Raw genomic sequence first — 24,188 nt, 5'->3', positions numbered from 1 at the left:
CTCAAATAGCCGCTTTTGATGGTTGAATTGCATGGTTATCTAGAGCTGAAGTCTAGATGCTGCTTAAGACTCTTCTTCCTCAAAGCCATCTGCATAGCCTTTCGGTGGAGGTGTCCAACCACGTTCAGAGCGAGAGTGTTTGTCTGAACGGTCTTTCTTCATATCTTCTTTCATTGCTTCTTCAAGGTGAATGAAGATTTGTCGGTAGTTATTGTCGTAGCGTGGATTCTCTTCCGCTTCAGACCAAGCTTGGTAGAGCTTTTCAGACTTACGGCTCTCAACGCGTTGATACGTCGACTTTTGCTGCTCGACGAAGAATGGGTGATGACCCAAAGAGCGCAAGGCTTCAGCACCCATTTCAAGAGCAGAATGGTAGGTCTCTGATTCCACAAAGTCTGCACCTGCTTCTCGTAAGCGATAACTATGACCTCGGTCGAATGCGCGGGCTAAGATTTTCACTTTAGGGTATGTGTGCTTAACGTACTTCACTAACTCAACACTTGAGTCTTGATTATCGATTGCTACTACTAGCATCGCGGCTTCTTCGATTCCGGCGGTATGCAATAAGTCATGACGAGTCGCATCACCAAAGTAAGATTTGATATTGATAGAGCGCAGTAAGTCTACTTGGTTCGCTTGGTGATCAAGAACCACCGTATTGACATCGTTCGACACCAACAAGCGGTTAACGATTTGACCGAATCGACCAATGCCTGCAATGATAACGGTGCCTTTCTCTTCGATGGTATCTTCTTCGCGGTCGTTAGATTTTTGTTCGTAACGAGGAAGAATCACTTTATCAAATAGAATGAACAGCCCTGGTGTTAGGAACATTGAAAGTGCCACAACCAGCGACAATGTTTGGACGATGTCCGCAGGTAATACGTGGTTTTGAGCTGAGAAGCTCAGTAGTACAAAACCAAACTCACCGGCTTGCGCCAAGCTCAATGTAAACAGCCAACGGTCACTGTTTTTGATTTTGAAGATCAATGCCAACGTAAATAGCACCAAGGCTTTAAGAAGCATAACGCCAAGAGTGAGTCCAATGATCAAACCAAAGTCGTTGAATAGAACATCAAAGTTGATGCCAGCACCAACGGTAATGAAGAACAAGCCAAGTAGCAGCCCTTTAAACGGGTCGATATTAGACTCAAGCTCGTGGCGGAATTCACTGTTTGCTAAAACCACACCCGCAAGGAAGGTACCTAAAGCGGGTGATAGGCCGACTAGGCTCATCAGTGCAGCAATACCAATCACCAACATCAGTGCGGTTGCAGTAAAGATTTCACGCAGGCCTGAGCTTGCCACGAAGCGGAACAGTGGACGACTCAAGAAGTGCCCGCCGACCACAACAATCGCAATAGACGCTGTGATCACAAGGCCATAAGCCCAACCGGGTAGGCCAGCGACGAGGCTTAACTCTTCATGATGATCAGAAGCGGAAGCGACCGCGCTTTGTGCAGCTTCAATTAATTCTGGCAAGGCTAATAGAGGGATAAATGCCAACATAGGGATGACGGCAATATCTTGGAACAGTAGGACTGAGAAAGCGTTCTTGCCGCCTTCTGTTTTGGATAGCCCTTTTTCGTTAAAGGTTTGGAGTACAATCGCGGTAGATGACAATGCGAAGATCAAACCGATAGTCAGCGCAATGGTCCAAGGTTGTCCGAAGAAAAGGGCGATACCCATTACAATCGCGGTCGTGCCACCAACTTGCAGGCCACCCAGCCCCATAAGTCGGTTTCTCATTGCCCAAAGCATCTTAGGTTCAAGTTCAAGACCGACCAAGAACAGCATCATAACCACACCGAACTCGGCAAAGTGTTGAATGGTTGTGGTCTCTTCACCCACTAGACCAATGATTGGGCCAATCACAACACCAGCAATGAGGTAACCCAACACAGAACCAAGGCCAAGTCTTTTGGCAATAGGCACGGCAATAACTGCTGCGACTAAGTAGATAAACGCTTGTAGAAAATATCCCGTCATTATTTAACCTCTGCCATTAGTTCTTCTACGTAGTGGTTGAGTTTTTCTGCTTTGCTGGCTTTCTTGATATTGATCTTGCCGGCAACTAACGCCTCTAACAGCACTTTATAGCTATCGACATGCTCCTGAATGCGGTTTTCTTCCAACGCGGTACGCGAGCCAAATAACGCAAAGGGTGCAAGATAGTTCATCCCACACAGAGAAGCGGTTTGTTCGATTGGATGAAGAAGTTCTCGAATCGTGAAATGGTTATAGCCATCACTTTGGTAGGCGTCTTTTTTGCCACCTGCAGTGATGCTACATAACAAGTTCTTACCCTGTAGTTCATTGCCATCGGCGCCGTAGGCGAAGCCGTATTCAAGAACAAGGTCTTGCCACTCTTTAAGAATTGCCGGTGTTGAGTACCAATACAAAGGGAACTGAAAAATGATGATGTCATGGTCTAACAGGCGTTTCTGTTCACGGTCGATGTTGATTTTAAATGTCGGATACTCGGCATAGAGATCGACACAGGTAACACCGTCAACGCGTTTGGCTTGTTCAAATAAGGGTTTGTTTGCTTCAGAACGATGTTGAGAAGGGTGGGCGAATAGCACCAAGACTCGATTTTTCGACATATAGCCCTCTTTGTCCATTAACGAATAATATTTATTGGAATTATAGTTATACAATAATAGAAGAATGGTTGAACAACAACGAATTAGCCCATACTTCTTTGTTTAGATACGTGTGCTTTTCTGCGTTTAATTATATAGGACACCCGTCATTTTGTGTCTTTTAGGCGCAAGTAGCCGATGACTGAGTAAAACTAATTATTCACGAATAGTAAAAGCGAATATGGGCATTTTATGTCACCGTTGGTGGGTAACGTAAATAATCCAATAACCCTACATAGAACGATAATGAATAAAGGAAAAAACTATGAGCATGGACTTGCGTCAACAATGTGATTTGTTGCTTTCTGGTCATCTAGAACCGACACCAGCACAAACATTCGCTCAGATGGCTGAATGGTGTGAAACACACAATGTGAGCCATGATAGCTACGGTGATGGCGAATTTATCGAGAGCTTTGAAAACAAGGTCGCAGAGCTGCTTGGTTATGAAGCTGCCGTGTTTGTTATTACAGGTACTATGAACCAACCCACAGCATTAGAAATTGCGTGCCAAGAGAAAAGAAACCCAGTAGTAGCGATGCATGAGTCGAGTCATATCATGCGCCATGAACGCCAAGGGTATCAGCTCCAAAATCGTTTCAACGTGCTTCCAGTCGGCAACGTATTTCGCACTTGGAATGTTGATGACTTAAAGGCGTGGCCTGATGAGATCGCAGCCGCTCTGTATGAGTTGCCGATGCGCGAAATTGGCGGCCAATTACCAGAATGGGAAGAGCTTGAAGCTATAAAGCAATACTGCAAAGAACAATCGATTCACCTTCATATGGATGGTGCACGCTTGTGGGAGTGTGGCGCCTATTACCAAAAGTCATACAGCGAGATTGCTCAGGGCTTCGATAGTGCTTATGTTTCGCTGTATAAAGGTCTCAATGGCCTTGGTGGTTCGTTATTGTTAGGCGATAAAGCCTTTGTAGCGAAAGCATCGGCGTGGATGAAGCGCCAAGGTGGTAATGTTTATCACCGAACGCCTTATGTGGTTTCAGCGGCAATGCAGTTTGATGAGCGATTAGAACTGATGCCATCACTGTTTGAGCGAACAAAACAGATCTACCAAATCTTATTAGACTATCCTCAGTTCACTGTTAATCCGCAGCAACCGCAGGTCAACATGCTTCACCTATATTTACCTGTGAGCTATGAAGACGGCATTATTGTGAGAGATAACATAGCGAAGAAACACAAGATTTGGATAGGAAACCCAGCGATCAGTGAGTTGCCAAACCAATGTAAGATTGAATGGTATGTAGGGGATAACCTACTAAATTTGCCTGATCATGAGCTGATAGACATTCTAGATTTTATTAGCGAAGAGCTGATTTGATCACGGAAGAGCTGGCTGAAGAAGAACTGATCTAATTGGAACTGAAATGGATACAGGAAAAGGTTCTTATATCCATTTATATAGCTAGGATGTCCGGCTCTGTTACATATACTGGTTGATGTACACATCAACTAAGAACATGAACACTGGAACCGTGCTGAGAAGTCCGAAGAAGACGATTGGCACCCAGTTTTTCATTTTCTTTTTAGGTTGCTCAGTGTTATTCATAAATTCGGCCTTAAATTCGTTGTTGAGTCTGTTTAGCTTTTTGGTACTAAAAATCTAAGTGTATGGTATCAAATAAATGGGTTTAGCCCTATGTAGATTTAGAGAACCGTGGTGTATATCAATCACATAAAATGTAAGTGATTCATAAACGGTTCATAAAGGTTCAACAATAATGAACCTATTAGAACAAGCATTGCCTTACTCGGCATATCAAATAAACAGCATTCAAAGATTTGGAGAATACAGAATGAAAACAATAGGAAACATCATTTGGTTTCTATTCGGTGGCGTATTTATGGGACTGGCTTGGTGGTTCTTCGGACTGCTCGCATTCCTAACCATCGTTGGTATTCCATGGGGCAGAGCATGTTTTGTGATGGGTAACTTCTCATTCTTCCCATTTGGTCAGGAAGCGATTTCGCGTGACGAGCTAACCAATGAAATGGACATCGGCACGAGCCCGCTAGGTGTGATTGGTAACGTTATTTGGTTCTTATTTGCGGGGATCTGGCTTGCGATTGGTCACATCATGTCAGCTGTGGCGTGTTTCATTACCATCATTGGTATCCCGTTCGCGATTCAACACCTTAAGCTAGCGGTTATCTCGCTGGCGCCAATCGGTAAGACGGTTGTCGATAAACGTGAAGCAGAAGCGGCGCGAGTAAGAAATTACAAAGGTTAAGATTACACTTTCAGCCTGATTGAATTGAAAAGCACATCGCATGATGTGCTTTTTTTGTGTCTCTGTTCTTATCTCTCGATGCTCATCTCATAAATACTAACTAGGCGTTGTTGAGCTAGACATTATTGAATAGGACTTCAAGCCGTAGGGTGATGTTGGCCTCTTCGGTGTGTTTCTCATGGGGCTCTCGTTCCCATTGATAACGAGGAATGAGTTCGTAGAACAACCACTCTTTCCATACGTTTTGTCGGTAGGTAACCGAAACCTGAGCGTATTCGTAATGATTATGCGGCTCATCTGTTGCATTAATCGTGGCGCTATATTGAAGTGCTTGGTCTTGGGCAAGGTAGTGATACAAGGTTAGTCCTGTACCATAGTTCCAACCTTTAAGGTCGTCGTTATACCCCGCAAAGCTTGACCATCGAGCCAAGAAACCATCACTCAAAGAAAGATCAAAATCGATGTCAGTGATTTCGCCAGTCTCTTGTTTTTCTTGATATACACGTTGAGTAAGCCTGAATACCACATCGGTTGTGAGAGGGTAGGTAAATCGGTAGCGAGCTTCAATACGCGGGCGCAGTGTCGCTTTGATATTGAAGCTACTGTAACCCTTGGCATAAGCATCGTAACGTAGGCCGAGTGCGCTCTCTAATTCCTCTGAATCTTGCGGAAAGAAATCCAAGAACTCTTCATCGCTGACAGATTCGTAGATCAACTTTAGGCGTTTACTGACAAAGGGGAGATGAAGGCGCGCTTTGAGCTTGGTCGAGTAGTCGACCAAGCCACCTTCAGAATAAATAAAATCGTTATACCAACGTACAGATGTGCCAGCTCTGGCATCTTCAGTTATTCGGTCATCTACAAAGAAGCTATCGAACCAGAGTGCAGGTTGGCAAAATTTACTGTTCAGAAAATGGTAAGCCTTTTCGACAGGGACGTCTTCTAACGGCTGACTGTGGCACTCATTTTGTTCCTCTGCCTGAACTGAGTATGAAATGATTGACGCCAATAATGAGGTGCTAGCTATCCTACGACTCAATGGAACCTGTTTGTTATTCTATATATCAATAGTTTGACTATAACCAAGCGATTGCAACAATGCGACTTTTTAGTGATTAGTGATTAGTGATTAGTGATTAGCGAGGAAGATAAAGGTTTGAAAGGGATTGGATAGAAAAAAGAAAACGGACTCACAAGGTGAGTCCGTTTGTGTTGGTATCGATTGGTTTCTAGAACCTAGATTACATTGCCGCTTCGAAGATTGCTGAGATCTCTTCGTGAGTTGCTTGTTTAGGGTTTGTGAAACCACAAGCATCTTTCAGTGCATTATCAGACAGCGTTGGGATATCTTCTAGTTTCGCACCAAGTTGCGCGATACCAGTTGGAATGTTCACGTCATTTGCAAGTTGAACAATCGCGTTGATCGCTGCTTCTGCGCCTTGTTCTGCCGTCATGCCTTCAACATTCACACCCATTGCTTTTGCCACATCACGTAGACGCTCAGGACAAACTTGTGCGTTGTAGCGTTGAACGTGTGGAAGCAAGATAGCGTTACATACGCCGTGTGGAAGGTCGTAAAAACCACCCAGTTGGTGCGCCATTGCGTGAACATAGCCAAGAGATGCGTTGTTGAATGCCATGCCAGCCATGAACTGTGCGTATGCCATTTGCTCACGAGCTTCAATGTCTTCACCGTGCGATACTGCTGTTCTTAGGTGTGCTTGTACAAGCTCGATTGCTTTAATTGCTACAGCGTCGGTAATTGGCGTTGCTGCGATTGAAACGTAAGCTTCGATTGCGTGCGTTAACGCGTCCATGCCTGTTGCAGCAGTTAGTGATGCAGGTTTAGCAAGCATCAACTCAGGATCGTTTACTGAGATAAGCGGTGTTGTGTGCTTATCAACGATAGCCATTTTAATGTGACGAGCTTCGTCTGTAATGATGCAGAAACGTGTCATCTCAGATGCTGTACCAGCTGTGGTGTTGATAGCGATCAATGGCATCATTGGTTTTTCAGATTGGTCTACGCCTTCGTAATCTGCAATCTTGCCGCCGTTAGAAGCAACTAACGCGATGCCTTTTGCACAGTCGTGTGGAGAACCGCCACCTAGAGAAACAACAAAATCACAATCGTTGTCAGTCAGCAATTCTAGACCATCGTTCACGTTAGTGATGGTTGGGTTTGGCTGAGTGCCGTCGAATACAACTGCGTCTACGCCACGCTGGCTAAGAAGGTCTTGTACCTGTTTAACTACGCCAATTTGGTTCAGGATCTTATCAGTAACGATCAGACCTTTTTTAAAGCCTTGAGACTGAATGCTATCAGCAGCATCTTTCAAACAACCTGTACCCATGAAGTTGATTGTAGGGATATAAAATGCAGTAGACATTGGAAAACTCCGTTAATTATGATTTTTAATTTCCTATATGTTGTCGGCAATCAACTGGTCGACCATTGATCTGGAACAACTTTGATTCCAAACTACCACTTTGTGGCTAGTCGTTGTGATAGGGCTCATATAGCAATCGTTTTCATGTTTTTTGGCTGTGCTCTTTGTCATTAATGGATCGTGATAAATTGGCTCCACCAAGAGCAGAATGGTGCTCTATAACAATGAAAATTAAGATTTTTCATTGAAAGTTGATCTGGTTAGGCAGGTGTCGACGTGTTATCGGAGTCATCACTGCATTCAATTTGAGGATCTTGCGACTCTTCAGAATCAAGGATGTCTTCTGGCTCCTCGTCATAGTATTTGACAAGAAAAGGGGTGAGCATGACAGATGACGGTAAAAAGTGCTTCATAATACCTCCCGGTACCTAAGTGTGTTTCTTGTATGGTATTGGTTTAATATGTGGCAAAATTTGCGATACATCATGAGTTGCGACTTGTTTTCTATAAATTATTAGATTTATATACAGGCTCACAAATTTGAGGGTAAAGTGATGCTTCGCCGTTTTAGGCCGCGATAAGAACAACGAAAAAAACAGTGTAGGCAGTGCTCAACAGCGCGATTAATAGGAAATAAAATGAAGTACGATTGGATATTCTTTGATGCAGACGAAACCTTGTTCCATTTTGATGCTTATCAAGGAATGAAGCTGATGTTTTCTCGCTTTGGTGTGGACTTTAACGAACAAGATTATACGGCTTATCAAAAGGTTAACTTGCCACTTTGGGTCGATTACCAAGATGGCCGTATTACAGCCGACCAGCTGAAACACACGCGCTTCGAAAGCTGGGCTGAGAAACTAGAGACAACAACTGCCGCTTTAAACAGTGCCTTTTTAACAGCGATGGCGGACATCTGTTCTTTATTACCAGGTGCACAAGAGTTGGTGGAGTCTTTAAAAGGCAAGGTGAACATGGGCATCATCACTAACGGTTTTACAGAGCTGCAGTCAATCCGTTTAGAGCGCACAGGAATGACGGATTACTTTGAGCACGTGATCATTTCTGAAGAAGTTGGGGTAGCCAAACCGGATGCCGAGATTTTTGAATATGCGCATAAGCTGGTTGGATTGCCATCGAAGCAAAGAATATTGATGGTCGGGGATAACCCACATTCCGATATTCTAGGTGGACTCGATTTTGGCATCGAAACTTGTTGGTTAAACAGTCAAGAAAAGGCAACTCCAGCGGGTATCAATCCTCACTACCAAGTGAAGTCTTTGGCTGACTTGCAAGCTCTACTGCTGGCTTAGTGAATAGTTAACAACTGACCGCCACTAGCGAATACACAATCATAATCGGTTGATTTCTTTAATCGACCAATGCTTTGTAAATTGATTGGCGTTTCGTTAATTGACCAATGATTTGTTAAATTGATTGATGCTTCGCAGATTGATAGATACTTTGTAAACAAAGTGTTGATGGCCGAGTACGAAAATGTACTCGGCCAATTATTTTGAACTTGGTTTAACCATAGAGTGACCATCAAAACAGATAAAGGAAAAGGCGTGCTGAAATCTCATCGTTATAGCTGCTACGGTATTATCGCCATTTTACTATGGAGCTGCTTGATTGCTCTATCTCGTAGTGTCTCAGAACAGCTAGGTCCAATTGGTGGCGCTGCCAGCCTTTATACGGTGAGTTCGCTGTTGTTGGTCTGTGTTATGGGGTTACCTAAGCTTTCACGCTTTTCTAAGTCTTACTTGCTGATTGGCGGCGCCTTGTTCGTTTGTTATGAGATCTTCTTGGCTCTGGCATTGGGAATGGCGAACAGCCGACATCAAGCGATAGAGATGGCGGTAATCAACTATCTATGGCCGGCACTGACGGTGTTATTTGCGGTGCTGCTGAGCGACAAGAAGATTAACTGGCTGGTTTATCCAAGTATCTTCTTGGCATTCTTTGGTGTGGCTTGGAGCATCAGCGGTGACCAAGGTCTCTCTGTCGACCAAATTGCTGCCAACATTGCGACCAACCCTAAAACCTATTCTATGGCGTTTTTTGGTGCGATTATTTGGGCTGTTTACTGCAACTACACCCAACGTGTCGCTAAAGGTCAGAATGCGATTGTGCTTTTCTTTATCGCTACGGCGATCACTTTGTGGATCAAATACGCATTGAGTGATGAAACCGGTATGGTGATGACAACCAGTGCGGCGGTTGATTTAGCGTTAGCAGGCGCTTGTATGGGCGCAGGCTATGCACTTTGGAACACGGCGATTCTTGGTGGCAACATGGTGTTTTTGGCAACTATGTCGTACTTTACGCCAATCTTCGCGACGCTACTTTCCTCGGTGATTTTGGGCTTGTCATTGACCATGACGTTTTGGCAGGGCGTATGTATGGTAACTGTTGGTTCACTGGCTTGCTGGTGGGTAACAAGAGAAAAGCCGACGGCAAAGGCGTCGGCTTCTAAAAAGGTTCAATCTCAGTCATAACTTGCGCTGATGTTACAGCGTCATTTTCTAGGTGAAAGCTTAGCTAGCGACATTGAGGTTCAATTGAAGCTCATAAGGCATCTTCGATAGGCGTCGCTTAAGTTGGCGGCGCGTACGTTCAATATCATCGACCGCGATCGCTTGTTGGTCGTTGGTATGAATATCAACATTGATTCGTAACTCTGGACCAACCTTAGTCACACCCATCAGCTCCAAATCTTGCTCCGCTTCTTTGTCTACCGCGACAACGTTTTTATCGACCGCATCACAAATATCTTTGTTTGCCGACATCATAAGCAGTTCGCGCATGGCTTCACGTAACATGTCGAAAGGCACTTTGATGAAGTAGAAAGACATTAGCAACATCATCATTGGGTCGGCATACACTGCGTATTCTGCAAGCGGAGAAAAAGTAATTAACCAAGCCGCTACGAAACCCGCTGTTACCGCTACACTCAGTAGCGTATCCATCTGCCACTGCTTAGACTCAGCCTGAATCAGACCTGAAGAAATACGTTTGCTCTTATTTGCGATGTACCACCAAGCGTAACCACAGCCCAACACGTTGAAAATACCAAACAGAGTTGCGATAGAAGCATCAACTTCACGACCACCCGTCATTAGGGCACCAATCGCAGAGTAAAGTGAATAACCAACCACAAGCAGAATCACAACGGCTTTGATGGCAATAACAATCGGTTCGATGATAGCTCGCCCGAACGGGAACTCTCTATCTGAAGGGCGGTTAATGTATTTTGAAGCAGCTAGTGACAATAAAGTTAACAGTAAGCTGATAAGAGAATAGACACCGTCAAATACTATGACTAGAGAGCCAACGAGAAGACCCAACACCAATCCGCCAATTGCGAAGCCTGATGCTAAAAGGGCTGAGAACAATAGTACTCGATTTTCGTTTTGGCTTTTCCTGTCACACATAATATTTTCCAGATGTTTTTGATAACTTCATTGTTCTAATATTGAGCCAACTTTACAAACTTTATCTGATGACGTTTATATGTCCTATTTAAGTAAAATGTATAAACACATTAAATTCAGTGGCTTAAGCTCAATTTAAGGTGTCAATAAAGTTGACGTTGAGTGTTTTTTGGGGATGTTATGCAACTGAAATAGGATCGTTTATGATTGATAAAACACATTAGTCGCTAAGGTTTTATTGGTCTTCTAGATTGAACTGCGACTGCGACTGCGATGGACAAGGAGTGAATCAATATGAAGTTTGACGATATCAGTGATAACGAGTTGTGGGCGATTGCTAACCCGATCATGGATAATCTGATGGATGGTTCAACCAAGGTTGATCATGAGCAGCACTGTCGAGACTTTACTCAAAGAATGAAAGACATTGTTACGCCGGAATATTTAGAAAAGGTGTGCCACCATTATCAGCACAGTAATGGCTTTTTTGCTGAGCGTGAGCCTGTGGTGCTATTTAGACGTTCAGACTCCATCGCTTTTGTGTGGAAACAAGCTTACACCATTGCCAAAGGTGAGTTTGTCGCTGAAATGGTATTGGTTGAAGAAGACGGACGCTACTTAGTGGATCACGTGATGGTTTTTTAGGAGCAGTGCTGTTCGTGATTTTGCCCTTTGCCATAGGCGATAAGCAATAAGCGCGAGCTAGAAATCAAACAAGTAGTCACTAAGCTGGTCGGCTAACCAATTCATTCCCGGGTGCTCCGCCATGCCAGCTGCGGTAAACATACAGTAGTCTTCTTGAGTCAGGCCGTAGGTGTGTTTGATCACCGCTAATTCTTGTTCACGTAGCAAGTGACGAATCAGTGGCTCTGGCATTACGCCCCACGCCTCTTCACGTAAAATCGTATCCAACATAAAGTCAAAGCTAGAGAAACCAATGTAGCGACGCGAAAAGGGCTCAAGCTCTGGATTATCCTTTTCATTAAGATAAACCATGGTCGCTTGCATCGAATTTCTCAGTACCTCATCAGACACTCGTCGCATCGCACTCAAATCATGGCCTTTCTTACATACAGACATCATTCGAATCTTACCAAGCGGGTTGTAGATAATTCTTGGGTCATCGACACGTTCGTAATCGACGCCAAATGCGAAGTCGACTTGCTGAGTTTCAACTAGGTTAGCTAAATCGCCGCTCGACGCGAGAACGAAGTTGAATGAGGTAGAAGGGTACTTGTTATTGAGAGCGTGCGATAAATCCTGCCACATCTCATCGGGTAGGGAGTCATCTCGTGCAATCCAAATCTCCGCGTTAAATTCCCCCGAAACATGCAAGCAGGTTTGTTTGATACGTGCAGCTGTCACTAACAGGCCTTCGCAATCCTTGTAAATCGCTTTGCCTGCCTCAGAAAGTTCAACGTGGTTTCCGCTACGTACAAACAACTCGACATCTAACTCTTTTTCCAAGGCTTTAATCGACATGCTAAGTTTGGTTCGGTTGCATTCTAACTGGCGTGCAGCTTCAGACACTGATCCTAAATCAGCAACGGAACAAAAGGCTTGGACTTGAGAAAGGTTCATTTCATTTCCATATTAAGCGGGGGGGCTGGTGCATATTATCTTGAATATTGTGCTGACTATCTTAGAAATAGTCCATCTTTGCATGATAACTCTATGACGAATTGACTAATTTGGTTTACTCTGGGGGGGTTCCGAACCTACAAGAAGTAAAGATGGAGGCCATGATGGCGAAACAATGGGACGAGTACGCCGTTGATTGGGATAAAGATCCCGCGACCGCAGTATTCGCACAGTCCGTATTTGACCAGTTAACACAGCTCGTTGACTTAAACGGAACCCGTGTCCTTGATTTTGGTTGTGGTACAGGACTACTCAGCCAGAAAATATCTCCTTTAGCAAAAGAGATCATCGCACTCGACATCTCCGAAGGGATGATTGAAGAGTTAGATAAGAAAGAGCTACCTAACGTTGAACCGGTTGTTGATATTTTATCGCGCGGACTAGCAGCGCAGCACCCAGCATTCAGAAACCAATTTGATCTAGTGGTAGCCTCTTCGGTGTGTGGTTTTATCCCGAACTTACAAGACACAGTCAGTCTGATTTACACGCTGCTTGAAAATGACGGCACGTTTGTACACTGGGATTGGTACTTAGAAAACGGCAGTGGAGACTATGGCGTAAGCCAACAGCGCTCAGAGAATGTCTTGAGTGCAGCGGGCTTTGCAGTGGTTGAAGTCTCTACACCATTCTCGGTTGATACACCACAAGGTGAGTTAAAAGTGCTGATGGGTGTTGGACGTAAACAAGTACTTCCTCACCTGTAATTACTGCATCATGTGTAATTAAGAGTATTGCCTTTAGCTAACTCTGACAGCGCTAACCTAAATAACGAAACCCACATTAACGGCCTTAAAGCCAGTTATGTGGGTTTTTCTATTTTTACGGCTTCGTGTTTTAAACGGACTATTCCTATTCCTAGTGTCTTAATGCCGGCTAACTTCAAGTATCTAATTTCCATTTTGGAAAAGCAGTCTTGCATACATTTCATTAGTGGAAATGTAACGGTGAGATATAAAATAAGTCCATAATAATTTTAAGGGTTTAATTATGAGCCACCAATCTGCGTCATCTACTTCTTCACCACTTTCAGAGCAACAACAACGCTTTAGCAATATCATTTCAGATGCCAATCTGTCTCCAAAACAGAAATCGAGTTATCTTGCCTTAGAAGCTGAAGCTAGCCTACCGTACATGCCGGTAAGCAATGAAGTAGAGCAAGCCTTACAACAAGGTGTGCTATGTGACATGTTTGAAGGTCACGCCCCATTTAAGCCGCGCTATGTGCTTCCCGATTATTCTAAATACTTACATCAAGGCTCAAAGTATTTAGAGCTTAGCGCGGCAACTAATTTCGACGAAGCATTGAACATGCTAACCATCCTTTATCATCACGTTCCGTCAGTGACTTCCATTCCGGTTTACTTAGGTCAACTGGACGATGTGTTGATGCCTTTCGTGGGCGACTTAACGGAAGAGCAGGTTTATCAAAAGCTTAAGCTGTTCTGGATTATGTTGGATCGCACACTACCAGATGCCTTCATGCATGTGAATATCGGACCGACAGACAACATTATCTGCCGTACGATTTTACGTGTCGATGCTGAGCTCAAGCAGATCGCACCTAACTTAACCTTTATGTACGACCCTGCAGTGACGCCTGATGATCTGTTGCGTCATGCAGCAAGCAACATTTGTGAATGCAGCAAGCCACATATCGCCAACTATCCAGCACATGCCGCAGCGTATGGTGATAAGCGTTTTGGAATCGTGAGTTGCTACAACTCTCTACCTTTGGCGGGTGGTTCAAATACGCTAGTACGTATGAACCTGAAACAAGTGGCGTTAAAGTCTGAGGACAGTGTAGATTTCCTACAACAAGTATTGCCGAACTACAGTAGCATCATGGTTGAGTTGATGAACGCTCGTAGCCGCTTCTTACATGAAGAGTCTAACTTCTTCGAAGGCTTCTTAACTCAAGAAGGTTTGATTGAAGAAGATCGCTTTGCGCCAATGTTTGGTATTTACGGCATGGCTGAAGCCGTCAACATCTTGATGGAAAAAGAGGGTAAAGCAGGGCGCTATGGTCATGATGAACAAGCTAACCAACTTGGGCATCGCATCTCTGAAAAACTGGCTGAGGTCGTTGAGAACTCAGAAGTGAAATATGGGCTAGAAGGCAAGGCTTTACTACATGCTCAAGGCGGTATTAGCCTAGATGAAGATGTGACTCCAGGTGTGCGTATTCCTTATGGAACAGAACCTGATCCTGTCTCTTACGTGCGTGCTACTGCGGGTCACCACAAGTTCTATACCTCAGGTATCAGCGACATTCTGACCATCGATGAAACAGTGAAATCTAACCCAGAAGCGATGTTTAACTTGTGCAAAGGCGCAATCCAAGCTGGTTACCGTGAGTTTACCGCTAACGTTGCATCGAACGACTTAGTTCGTGTGACGGGCTATATGATTAAATTGTCAGACATTGCTAAATACGACGAGCAAGGTTCGCGTACTAACACGACTTTCTTGGGAGCTGAAGCAGCGAAGAATACGGGCATTTTAGAACGTAAACCGCGCGTCGCGAGCTTAGAGATGTCGCCAACGTACGAATAGCGCTTTAATCTAACTATACCCATAACCAAACAATACAAATTATGAAAGTTTCTGATCTAACAACTCAAATGGCTAGGGTTAAAAATAATAAGACAGAAAAACAAGCGAAGGTCAGCCGTGTGCTGACCTTTTCTTGTGTTGATGGCCCGGGAAATCGTTTAGTACTGTTCTTACAGGGGTGTAATTTCGATTGTATAACCTGTCACAACCCACACACCATTAATCACTGCAACCACTGTGGAGACTGCATCAGCGGGTGTCCAAGCGATGCTCTAAGCATGGTTGATGGCCAAGTGAAGTGGGACCCAGCAGCCTGCACCAACTGCGATCAGTGCATTGATATCTGCGATCACAAGTCGAGCCCGAAAATTACCACAATGACGGTCTCGGAAGTACTTGAACTCGTTAGGCATAATCAGTTTTTCTTAAGTGGCATCACCGTTTCTGGCGGTGAAGCGACCATGCAACTGCCGTTTATCATCGAACTGTTTGAAGCAATTAAAAGTGATCCACAGTTAGCGCATCTCACGTGCTTTATTGATAGTAATGGTTCGCTGTCACTGCAAGGGTGGGAGCGAATATTGCCTTATCTTGATGGTGCGATGATTGACCTAAAATCATGGCAATCGGAAACACATCAATGGTTAGTAGGCAGAGGCAACCATAGGGTGTTTGAAACCATTAACTACTTAGCAGATAAAGGAAAACTGCACGAAGTTAGGTTGCTGCATATTCCGAATAAAAGCGACCTTGAAGATGAAATTGAACAGGTGGGGCGTTACTTGAAGATTCTACCAAGTGATGTTCGAATTCGACTGAATGCGTTTCAACATCATGGTGTGATTGGCGAAGCGTTAGATTGGCCGAAATGCACCGAACAGCAGATGCAGAGCTTTCACGATAAGCTCTACACGATAGTTCAAAGACCGATGCAAACGCCTGAGGTCTATACCTAGCTTTTAATCTGTTTAGACGCTCAGTCAGGCTTATAACAACGTTGAATCATTAAAAGGATTAAGCTTCTAAGAACAAGTCGCGCAACCATTTGATGGCCTGATCATTCATATTTGGCTTGTTCCACACTAGGCTGTACGCCACCTTACCGTAATCAAAAGGCAAGGGTTTGCTCACTAAGCCCTGAGCTTGCTTTGCATGCTTAACCCACAGCTTCGAACAAGTGAACAGGAAGGGAGTATGATGACAAAGTACAGCCGCAGCCCCAAAGTCCGAGACCGATATGGCCATTTCTCTAGGCTTGTGACGTTGTACCAAGCTTTGCTCAAAGTAAGGTTGAGACAGTTCGTTATCTAAAATCCCAATGTGCTTGTAATCTAGGTAGCCTTCCACCGTCAGTTCTTGCTGAGCAAGAGGGTGGTGTGCGCCCATCAAACAAACCATCTCATCGGGAAGAATTGTTTCCCAAACCAGCTCTTTGTTGTCGGTCGGCGGCTGGGATATATCATGGGGCAACAGGATCAAGTTCACCTTGCCGCTAAGCAAAGCATCGAAGCCGAGCTGTTGTTTCGAATAGATGTTGAGTTTGGCGTTTGGTGCGAGTTCAGTGGTGATTCGACTTATCTTTGAGGCAAAGACTTCGAAGGTACTTTCGCGCATCGAAAGAGAAAAACTGCCTTGGTACTCTTGAGGGCTAAAACTCTTCTGATGGAGCAATCCATTCATGCTAGAAAGAATCGCGTGAACCGTTGGCGCGACTTGAAGCGCAAAGGGAGTCGGGATGAGCTTGGTCCCATCTCGGTAGAACAGTTCGTCATTTAGGATGTCACGTAGCTGAGACAGAGTTTTACTCACACTCGAAGGGCTGACACAAAGCTGCTCAGACGTTTGAGTAACGCTGTGGGTGTTCAGCATAATATGCAGCGCAGTGAGGTGCTTAAGGCTCACTCTCGATAAGTGTAAGTAATCCATGTGTGACTCACGTATTCAGGTTGGCTTGTGATTTTGCATGAATGACAAAAACGAACAAGCCAAATCGGATTAAGGTTATTTGCGAGCCAGCTTATGGTGAGCTCGTGAAAAGTGGCCTGCACAGAATGCACCGACAATCGATAACTCGCCAGCCAAACACAGCGCAGCACACACTTCGGCTAAGGCTTGTGATTTACCATTACCGTGTAGTCCTAACAAATCGAGACATGCTTTTTGGCTTGGTAACCCAGTACCGCCGCCGACAGTCCCTAACATCAGGTTAGGTAGGGTCACGCTCGCGTATAAACCGCCTTCTTTGTTCAGTTCCATACGAGTCATACCAATCGCAGACTCAGCAACACACGCTGCGTCTTGGCCGCAAGCAATGTAGAGCGCTGCTAGTGCATTCGCGTAGTGGGCATTGATACCAATCGTACCGCTCAGAGCGCCGCCGACAGTGGTCATCTGGCCAAACTGAACCATCTTCTCTGGTGTGGTGTGAAGGTACTTAGCAACAAGCTCAGCAGAAATGTTTACTTCGGCTGTTACCTTTTTGCCACGAACGCTGCGTAAGGTTTGGGTATTGGCTTTTTTGTCGCCCGATAAGTTGCCATCAAGAAAAGCATGGTCAGGCTTAACTGGTGTATTTTCAATGATGTATTCAAACACAGCATTAGTTGCGATGGTTACCATGTTCTGACCAGAAGCGTCTCCAGTTAGAAATTCAAACACCAAGTAGACATGGTTGCCTTCGATGTTGATGTTGATGTCGGTAAGCTTGCCGTGTGAGGTTGTTGATTCTGCCAAGATCTTGAATTGGTCATATTGAGTCACAGCCCAAGCCACAAACTGCCCAGCTTCAACTAATCCTTGGAATGCGAAACCAGGAGTACGCGTTACACCTTCATTGAGCAACATAGCACTTGCGCCACCACAAGCCGTAATCAGTTTGGAACCACGATTGTAAGAGGCGACAAGCGCTGCCTCTGTGGTTGCGAGTGGTACGAGGTAATCGCCCTTAGCAAATAAGCCATTGACTCTTAATGGGCCAGAGACACCGACAGGCACTTTAACCGTGCCAATGAAGTGTTCGATGTTTTTTTCATAAGCTTGAATCTGACTTTCGGTATGGGAGTCGAGTAGCTCTTTTTGTGATGCTGAGTTATCGAGAGCAGTCCAACGGCGTGTGAGATTCTTTTCTGTCAGGTAGGGGCTAGGTGTCAGTTTATTTACTGGCTTTTCAAAATGAGGTTGAAGCTTTTTTTCTAATTCGTCTGCGGAGATGTCGCCTCCTAAAATAGAAACATAGTCACGGCGATGCAGATTTAGTTTTGGCATAAATAGTATGAAGTAAAGTTTGTGCAGAAAATTGGTTTGCGCTGATTTTACCGAGTAATAAACCAGAAACAAGCGCCTGATATAATGAGTTACAGTTTGTGTGGTTGTTGAAGCAAAAAGCAGCAAAGTTTCGCAAAATATAGGCTGTATTTGAGTGTGATTTAGATATGAATGTCGAGAAGGCTACCGATGGCTTCGTTTTGACGATCAACCACACTCGCACCAACGCGATTGTAACTTGCACTTTGTGTCAGTTTAATCAAGGAATCGGTTGAGGATGAAGCGGGTTCAGGTTCTTTATCTTTAAAGGAAATGGATTGTTCAGGCTCTATTTGATTAAAGCTGAGATCGCTAACTTGGAAAGTGTCGTCGGATTCTAAAGAGTGTTTGGAGGCTTGGTTGAGCTCGATTGCAGCTTCTTCAGCCATGTTAGTTGACTGCTGAATAATCGCGTAACCAGATTGAATACCAGATATCGACATAGCAGAACCTTTTATTGACGTATGAAATGAGTCTAGGCGGACGATATTTTGAGCGCAATGGTGAACAGATGAAATTTACGGTGAAAATGTGAACTTAAGCTAAAATAGTGAAGTCTGTCTATTAACTGAACAGGTCATTTAGCGCGTTTAACTCTTCTTCAGTAAGCAAACAAGGCTTCTCCGTTTCAAGGTTGCCGTCGATTTCACCTTGAAGTGCTTTTAATTGCTGTGGACTAAGAAGCTGTATTTGCTGCTTAAATGCTTCAAATTGCTGTGTGTTCATAATGTGACCTTAGTTCAAATCCATATGCTCTATAGAGCATAGCCTACTGATACAGGAAATCAAACAAGATTAATCGAATATTAAATGGTGTTTGAAATTTCCTGAAACTAAGACAACTATAAATTCCTGTGGTCGTTTTTTGTCCGAGAAATGTTAGGCAAAGTTAAGGCTTGGTCAATCAAAGTCAGAGAGTTCCTACAATGTAAAAACTCCTGTAACCCTTGTGGCGTAAGGGTAGGCAAGTAATTGCTCTACCCAGTTTGGGGTATGGGTAAAGCAATGTATAAATACGGTTGGTGATCAAAAGGTGAGCGATTGGCGTTATCTTTTTGTTTTTACAGTATTTTGTTTGTTACTCATGAAGCTTCTGTTTCAAACGGTTTATCGATCTTAACCTTGACTGCAAACTTGGTCGCTAAGGTATGCAGTTCTGGAAGCATTCGATAAATCAAATGGAGCTGCTGTAGAACCATTCTGACAGAACTCTCATCTTCTTCTCGCCACTCACTCAGACGTTTATCCAGTTCAGGGTCATAAGCGTTTTTCACTTCACACTGTTCTTGATGAGAATAGAGTTGATCATTTAGAGCGTCTAGATGCTCGTGGATTACTCTGTGCGCATCTAACACCAGTTTGTGTGTCGCCTCATCATCAATACGTGTTCTGTGAGCCCCCAGAGCCGAAATATAGCTGAGTAGAGCGTGGTTGAGTGTTAGGAATCGGAAGCTCTCATCTTCAGAAGTACGGTACTTACCGGGTTCAACCAGCATGCTACTGATAGCGGCAGTTAGGTTTGCATCATTATTATGGGCACTACGACGAGCGATACGATAATTGAGGCTGTCTTTCTTACCGACACGGTATTGACCAATGATCTGAGCGAGATAATTCTTATTGGAATCGAGCGCATCCGCCATCACTTTGTGCAGTCGCTTCGATTGCCAATCCGGTAATACGTAAATGACCGCAAGTACGGCGAGGGCACAACCAATAAAGGTATCCGCTAGTCTTGGTAACACCACCGCGTAGCCTTCTCCTAATTGGTTAAAGCAGAAGAGCACAAGCAGTGTGATAAAACCGGTCGCGAAGCCGTAGTTATTGATTCGGAAAGCAAAGAACATCACGCCACTGATCACAATGAACACCAATTGGCTTTCTTGGGAAGGAAAGAAAGTCAGTAGCGGTACGCCAACCAATAGGCCTGCCACAGTACCAATAACACGGGCGGTCAGCTTCTGGCGGGTTGCGCTGTAGTTTGGCTGGCAAACAAACAGTGTTGTTAGCAGGATCCAGTAACCACGCTCAATATTAAACCCTTGGATGATTCCGTAGCCGAGTGTCAGCGTGATCGCCATACGAATCGCATGACGAAACAGCATAGAGTCGGTATGCAGATTGGCTTTGATTTTGTGCCACATTGCCGTCAACGTGTGTGGGTTGGTATCGTCTAATACACCTTCTTCAATCTTCTCTGCGTCTGGGTTACTGATATTCGATAGCTGTTTTTCAACCGTTGCCAGGTTATTGAATAAGTAATCCAATTGGTTTAACAGCGATTTCCACTCGGGCTTGTTCTGTTGGTGTAGATGGTTAAGTGAAGACATCAGCTCATCAAGTGCCAGTACAGATTTGTCACCATGCTGGTATTCAGCGCCCACTTTCAATGAGCTCGCCACTTCTTTACAAGCTGTGGCTTGGGCTTCCAGTAGATACTTAAATCGGAACAACACGTCAGAACGTTCAAAGTGCTTTGCCAGTTCTTGATAACGATAATGGCTTGAACTTACGCGTTCATGAATATCTTGTGCGATGAAGTAGGTATTAAGAAATCGGTCACTTGGTCCATCAATGTGTCCGCGTTTAGAGCGATTAAGCAGTGTCGCTTTACACATGTTGAGTGCATTAACCGTACTCGCGTTGAGTTTGGCTTCAATGATTCGGTGTGGTTGGGGAATCAAGTCTGAAACGGGGTAGAAGAGTTCCGCTTTTGAATCGATGTAATTACCGATTTGATCGAATACCGTGGCTAAGTTTTGCTGCACAGGTTGCATTGGCCACACTATCTGCCAAATCATCGACATGAAGTAGTACCAAGCGGCACCAGTTAACAGTAGAAGCGGTTGAAACCAAAGGTTGGTGCTCTCATGGGCACCGAGCATGGTATAGATGGCAACTAAGAGAGAACCAAACGCGATACTCGCGTATTTAGGGCCAATTGCCCCGAGAATGATAAAAGAGAAAGTTGAAACAAAAAGCCCTATCGCAAACAGCCAAGGCGTATTGAAAAGAAGCTCAATAGAGAAAGCCGCAACCGCGAAACAGATAAAGGTCAGCGTAAGTGCTTTTAAGCGTCCGGTAAAGCTGTCATCGCTTTCCGCAAGAGCCGCTGCAATAACGCCTAAGATCAAAGGCGTTATCAGTGTGTTTTGTCCATAATACCAAGCAGGCACCACCACACCGAGCAGAGTGATGAGAATTAATACGCTGTAATTTATGGTTTTATTCGCCCAATAGAGGCGTAATTTGGCTGAAAAGTCCACAGTCGCTCACTTGACACACTAAAAACCATAATCCTAACAGAAATCAAGCACAAGAATTTGATACTTATCCATAATTGCCCGTAGGTGGTCATGAAAGCGTCGATAAGATATGAGATATTATTAATTCTCATTGCATCATGATATAAATTCAATATTCCCAATTAAGAGCACACTCCAATGCAGCTAAGCGCTAACAAGACTGCACAGTTTTTTATTCAAAATGAATATCATCAGGTTGAACTTGATGGTCCACGCTTGCTGTTATCTTCAGTAGGCAGTGAAGAGCGTATCCCGTTTACTATTTGGAGTGGCAAGATCGCGATCAAACGCGGATTGTTTTGGGGCTCGCTACAATTTTTTGCCAATCAACAAGACGGAACACAGCGCAGTTGGTTAGTACAAGGCCTTCCTTGGGATCAATGCCGTCAATTTGCACGCGCATCGGTTGCTGCTTATCAGAAGTGGCATGACACACAATGTGAACAACTAGCTGAGCACGTTCCTCAATGGGAAACCGAATTAACGCGTCTTGAGCAGCTACCAGCCTTTCTACCGCATTCTAAAGTTAAGACTTGGGTCGATATGGTCAACTCAGGTCTAGAAAACATGACCATGACCCTTGAGGAAGCGGCGCAGCGCATGCCAAATCGCATTGCTCGCATGCAGCCATGGTTGTCTGAAACGGAAATCAAGCAAGCTGAAAGAAATCAGCAATGGCTAGAGACCGAGCGAAAAAACTGGGAAGTATTGTTCGCTCAATGTGAATCGTCACCACTGAACTTATCGCAACAATATGCGGTGTTGATGAATGATGATCACAACCTTATTTTAGCGGGTGCAGGCTCGGGTAAAACCAGTGTTCTAACGGCTCGCGTCGCGTATTTACTGCAAAGCCATCAAGCTCAAGCAGAAGAGATGTTATTGCTCGCCTTTGGCCGAGAAGCGGCGGAAGAGATGAAACAGCGCCTCGACAGTAAAATTGGTTTATCAGCAGAGAAGGTGCAAGTCAGCACTTTCCACCAGTTGGGTTTAAAGATACTCAATCAAGTTGAACCCGAACGCGTGGTTATTTCTCCACTCGCGCTCGATGATAATCAACGCCAAGCATGGTGCATTGATTGGTTGAAAAAGCACTGGATGACACCGACCAACTTTAAACGTTGGCAAAAACATTTGTCTAAATGGCCAATCGCTTATTTAACCGGTGACGATGAGCTTGGTAGCCACGTTTCAAACCTCAAGTTGATTGGTTGGCTTGAAAAGCAGCTTGAACAGTTGAATGCGTCGGGCTTAACCAAAAAAGAAGTACAGCAACAGCTGATTGATCACCGAGACTATACACGTCTTAACAGTGAGCTTTCACTGTGTTGGCCATGTGTGACAGCGTGGCAAAAAGAATTGAAAGAACAGAATCATATCGACTTCTCAACCATGATCAGCCGAGCGACTCAGTATATTGAAAAGGGCAAGTTTATCTCGCCTTGGAAGTTCATCATGATCGATGAGTATCAAGATATCTCGCCAGATCGTCTTGCCTTGGTTGAGGCGCTTTGCAATCAGTCTAAAGCCGAGCACCAAGCCTCTATTTTTGCTGTAGGTGATGACTGGCAGTCAATCTACCAATTTGCAGGCGCCGATGTGGATCTCACGACCGGCTTTAAAGACCGCTTTGAGAGCTCGACGATTCATCACCTAGATACCACTTATCGCTTTAACAATCAGTTAGGTGCAGTTGCCAATCGCTTTGTACAAGAAAACCCAATTCAGATTCCGAAAGAACTGAACAGCTTCAAGCAACAGAAGCAGAAGGCGGTGTACAGTGCGCCAAGCAAAGAAGTTGAGAAGATCCTCGACCAATTGAACCGCCAATCTAAAGGCAAAACCAATAAGTCTATACTGCTACTTGGACGTAACCATTACCACAAACCAGAGTTGTTGGAAGACTGGAAGAAGATCTTCACCTCCATTGATATCAAGTTCATGACTTGCCACGCGAGTAAGGGTAAAGAAGCGGACTTTGTGATTATTCTTTGTGTTGACGAAGGACAGTTCCCGACCAAGAAGAAACAACTGCATATTGATGGCGCATTGACTGAATCATCAGACGCGTTCCCTTATGCGGAAGAGCGTCGTTTGTTCTATGTAGCAATGACGCGAGCAAAAGAGAAAGTATGGATCACGCACAGTGGCGACGGGTCTGGTTTTGTGCAAGAGCTGCATGGTTCTGATTACCCCGTTGTTCGTAAAAAGTAATGTTACTTGACGTAATTGTCTAATATTAGATCTTCAATCCCTGCCTTAATATAATAAGGCAGAGTCACAAAGCAGAAGGAGTTTGCTATGGAACACGGCTCTATTAACTACATTGAATTTGCTGCGAAAGACATCGCAGCAACTAAGGCGTTTTTCAGCCAAGTGTTTGGTTGGCGCTTCGAAGACTATGGCCCTGAGTATTCTGCTTTTGAAGGTAAAGGCTTAATGGGCGGCTTCTATTTGGCGAATCTGGCATCGAATACGGATAACGGCGCAGCGCTGATGGTTTTCTATAGCCAAGATCTTGAGCAAACTGAACGTGACGTGATGGATGCTGGTGGACAGGTAAACCGTGAGATATTCAGTTTCCCTGGTGGTAGGCGCTTCCATTTTAGAGAGCCAAGTGGCAACGAAATGGCAGTGTGGAGTGACAAGTAGTCCATATTCCTAT

At 44.5% G+C, this 24,188-nt stretch carries 23 protein-coding genes; 10 read left to right on the top strand and 13 right to left on the bottom strand.

The genetic code is table 11. The annotated features are described in order from the left end of the window. Window positions 1–63 precede the first annotated feature (63 nt). Window positions 64–1,989 (bottom strand): monovalent cation:proton antiporter-2 (CPA2) family protein, encoded by a 1,926-nt coding sequence (locus tag HRQ85_RS07605; protein WP_048608770.1) that lies wholly within the window; start codon window positions 1,987–1,989, stop codon window positions 64–66. Beyond that, entirely contained in the window at window positions 1,989–2,606 is a 618-nt protein-coding gene (locus tag HRQ85_RS07600; RefSeq protein WP_046223961.1) for an NAD(P)H-dependent oxidoreductase, read from the bottom strand. Before HRQ85_RS07600 ends, HRQ85_RS07605 begins: the two co-directional genes overlap by 1 nt. Before the next feature lie 304 nt (window positions 2,607–2,910). Between HRQ85_RS07600 and HRQ85_RS07595 the strand changes: the two genes are divergently transcribed. Next, window positions 2,911–3,987 (top strand): threonine aldolase family protein, encoded by a 1,077-nt coding sequence (locus HRQ85_RS07595; protein WP_172379211.1) that lies wholly within the window; start codon window positions 2,911–2,913, stop codon window positions 3,985–3,987. A 102-nt stretch (window positions 3,988–4,089) separates the two neighbouring features. Here HRQ85_RS07595 and HRQ85_RS26390 read toward each other — a convergent pair whose 3' ends face one another. After that, window positions 4,090–4,215 (bottom strand): hypothetical protein, encoded by a 126-nt coding sequence (locus HRQ85_RS26390; RefSeq protein ID WP_017060906.1) that lies wholly within the window; start codon window positions 4,213–4,215, stop codon window positions 4,090–4,092. A gap of 247 nt (window positions 4,216–4,462) precedes the next feature. Between HRQ85_RS26390 and HRQ85_RS07590 the strand changes: the two genes are divergently transcribed. After that, window positions 4,463–4,897 carry a YccF domain-containing protein gene (locus HRQ85_RS07590; protein ID WP_004730224.1) on the top strand — a complete coding sequence of 145 codons (435 nt, stop codon included), beginning with the start codon at window positions 4,463–4,465 and terminating at the stop codon, window positions 4,895–4,897. A gap of 115 nt (window positions 4,898–5,012) precedes the next feature. Here HRQ85_RS07590 and HRQ85_RS07585 read toward each other — a convergent pair whose 3' ends face one another. The 3 genes from HRQ85_RS07585 to HRQ85_RS07575 all read right to left on the bottom strand — a co-directional run bounded on the left by HRQ85_RS07585 (window position 5,013) and on the right by HRQ85_RS07575 (window position 7,700). Beyond that, window positions 5,013–5,936 carry a hypothetical protein gene (locus HRQ85_RS07585; RefSeq protein WP_172379210.1) on the bottom strand — a complete coding sequence of 308 codons (924 nt, stop codon included), beginning with the start codon at window positions 5,934–5,936 and terminating at the stop codon, window positions 5,013–5,015. A gap of 202 nt (window positions 5,937–6,138) precedes the next feature. After that, window positions 6,139–7,287: an L-threonine dehydrogenase gene (gene yiaY, locus HRQ85_RS07580; RefSeq protein ID WP_172379209.1), complete on the bottom strand. Its 1,149-nt coding sequence runs from the start codon at window positions 7,285–7,287 to the stop codon at window positions 6,139–6,141. Between the two features lie 260 nt (window positions 7,288–7,547). Next, window positions 7,548–7,700 (bottom strand): hypothetical protein, encoded by a 153-nt coding sequence (locus HRQ85_RS07575; RefSeq protein ID WP_172379208.1) that lies wholly within the window; start codon window positions 7,698–7,700, stop codon window positions 7,548–7,550. Between the two features lie 225 nt (window positions 7,701–7,925). On the opposite strand from HRQ85_RS07575, the gene yjjG reads away from it, so the two are divergent. After that, on the top strand, window positions 7,926–8,600 hold the full coding sequence (gene yjjG / locus HRQ85_RS07570; RefSeq protein ID WP_172379207.1) for a pyrimidine 5'-nucleotidase: 675 nt from the start codon (window positions 7,926–7,928) through the stop codon (window positions 8,598–8,600). 255 nt (window positions 8,601–8,855) lie between these two features. After that, entirely contained in the window at window positions 8,856–9,785 is a 930-nt protein-coding gene (gene yddG, locus HRQ85_RS07565; RefSeq protein WP_172379206.1) for an aromatic amino acid DMT transporter YddG, read from the top strand. A 39-nt stretch (window positions 9,786–9,824) separates the two neighbouring features. Here the strand turns inward: yddG and HRQ85_RS07560 are convergent, their stop codons facing one another. Continuing rightward, window positions 9,825–10,721, bottom strand: a complete 897-nt coding sequence (locus HRQ85_RS07560) for a cation diffusion facilitator family transporter (RefSeq protein ID WP_050633104.1) — start codon at window positions 10,719–10,721, stop codon at window positions 9,825–9,827. A gap of 294 nt (window positions 10,722–11,015) precedes the next feature. Here HRQ85_RS07560 and HRQ85_RS07555 point away from each other — a divergent pair, with 294 nt between their 5' ends. Continuing rightward, complete coding sequence (locus HRQ85_RS07555; protein WP_172379205.1) at window positions 11,016–11,366, top strand: hypothetical protein; 351 nt, start codon at window positions 11,016–11,018, stop codon at window positions 11,364–11,366. A gap of 57 nt (window positions 11,367–11,423) precedes the next feature. Here the strand turns inward: HRQ85_RS07555 and HRQ85_RS07550 are convergent, their stop codons facing one another. Further along, window positions 11,424–12,302, bottom strand: coding sequence for a LysR family transcriptional regulator (locus HRQ85_RS07550; RefSeq protein ID WP_019825766.1), 879 nt, complete (start codon window positions 12,300–12,302; stop codon window positions 11,424–11,426). Between the two features lie 164 nt (window positions 12,303–12,466). On the opposite strand from HRQ85_RS07550, the gene HRQ85_RS07545 reads away from it, so the two are divergent. The 3 genes from HRQ85_RS07545 (at window position 12,467) to HRQ85_RS07535 (ending at window position 15,871) form a co-directional block, all read left to right on the top strand. After that, window positions 12,467–13,066, top strand: a complete 600-nt coding sequence (locus HRQ85_RS07545) for a class I SAM-dependent DNA methyltransferase (RefSeq protein WP_172379204.1) — start codon at window positions 12,467–12,469, stop codon at window positions 13,064–13,066. 283 nt (window positions 13,067–13,349) lie between these two features. Beyond that, window positions 13,350–14,915, top strand: a complete 1,566-nt coding sequence (locus HRQ85_RS07540; protein WP_107898808.1) for a YjjI family glycine radical enzyme — start codon at window positions 13,350–13,352, stop codon at window positions 14,913–14,915. Between the two features lie 41 nt (window positions 14,916–14,956). Beyond that, window positions 14,957–15,871, top strand: a complete 915-nt coding sequence (locus tag HRQ85_RS07535; RefSeq protein ID WP_172379203.1) for a YjjW family glycine radical enzyme activase — start codon at window positions 14,957–14,959, stop codon at window positions 15,869–15,871. Window positions 15,872–15,929: 58 nt separating this feature from the next. On the opposite strand, the gene HRQ85_RS07530 is transcribed toward HRQ85_RS07535, so the two are convergent. The 5 genes from HRQ85_RS07530 to yccS all read right to left on the bottom strand — a co-directional run bounded on the left by HRQ85_RS07530 (window position 15,930) and on the right by yccS (window position 21,484). After that, window positions 15,930–16,841, bottom strand: coding sequence for a LysR family transcriptional regulator (locus tag HRQ85_RS07530; protein ID WP_172379202.1), 912 nt, complete (start codon window positions 16,839–16,841; stop codon window positions 15,930–15,932). 75 nt (window positions 16,842–16,916) lie between these two features. After that, window positions 16,917–18,179, bottom strand: coding sequence for a hydroxymethylglutaryl-CoA reductase (locus HRQ85_RS07525; RefSeq protein ID WP_172379201.1), 1,263 nt, complete (start codon window positions 18,177–18,179; stop codon window positions 16,917–16,919). A gap of 161 nt (window positions 18,180–18,340) precedes the next feature. After that, entirely contained in the window at window positions 18,341–18,661 is a 321-nt protein-coding gene (locus HRQ85_RS07520; protein ID WP_048660381.1) for a hypothetical protein, read from the bottom strand. 121 nt (window positions 18,662–18,782) lie between these two features. Continuing rightward, on the bottom strand, window positions 18,783–18,944 hold the full coding sequence (locus tag HRQ85_RS07515) for a hypothetical protein (RefSeq protein WP_165690294.1): 162 nt from the start codon (window positions 18,942–18,944) through the stop codon (window positions 18,783–18,785). Window positions 18,945–19,300: 356 nt separating this feature from the next. Then, window positions 19,301–21,484, bottom strand: a complete 2,184-nt coding sequence (gene yccS / locus HRQ85_RS07510; RefSeq protein ID WP_048660380.1) for a YccS family putative transporter — start codon at window positions 21,482–21,484, stop codon at window positions 19,301–19,303. Window positions 21,485–21,661: 177 nt separating this feature from the next. Between yccS and helD the strand changes: the two genes are divergently transcribed. After that, the gene (helD, locus tag HRQ85_RS07505) at window positions 21,662–23,737 is read left to right on the top strand and encodes a DNA helicase IV (RefSeq protein ID WP_172379200.1); all 2,076 of its coding nucleotides are present in this window, start codon (window positions 21,662–21,664) and stop codon (window positions 23,735–23,737) included. 87 nt (window positions 23,738–23,824) lie between these two features. Then, window positions 23,825–24,175: a VOC family protein gene (locus tag HRQ85_RS07500; protein WP_061038423.1), complete on the top strand. Its 351-nt coding sequence runs from the start codon at window positions 23,825–23,827 to the stop codon at window positions 24,173–24,175. Window positions 24,176–24,188: the final 13 nt, after the last annotated feature.

The sequence above is a fragment of the Vibrio sp. Vb339 genome, assembly GCF_902751245.1.
GTDB lineage: Bacteria > Pseudomonadota > Gammaproteobacteria > Enterobacterales > Vibrionaceae > Vibrio > Vibrio coralliirubri.
Note: the sequence above shows the minus strand (reverse complement) of the source record. Positions and strands in the feature narration are given on the sequence as shown.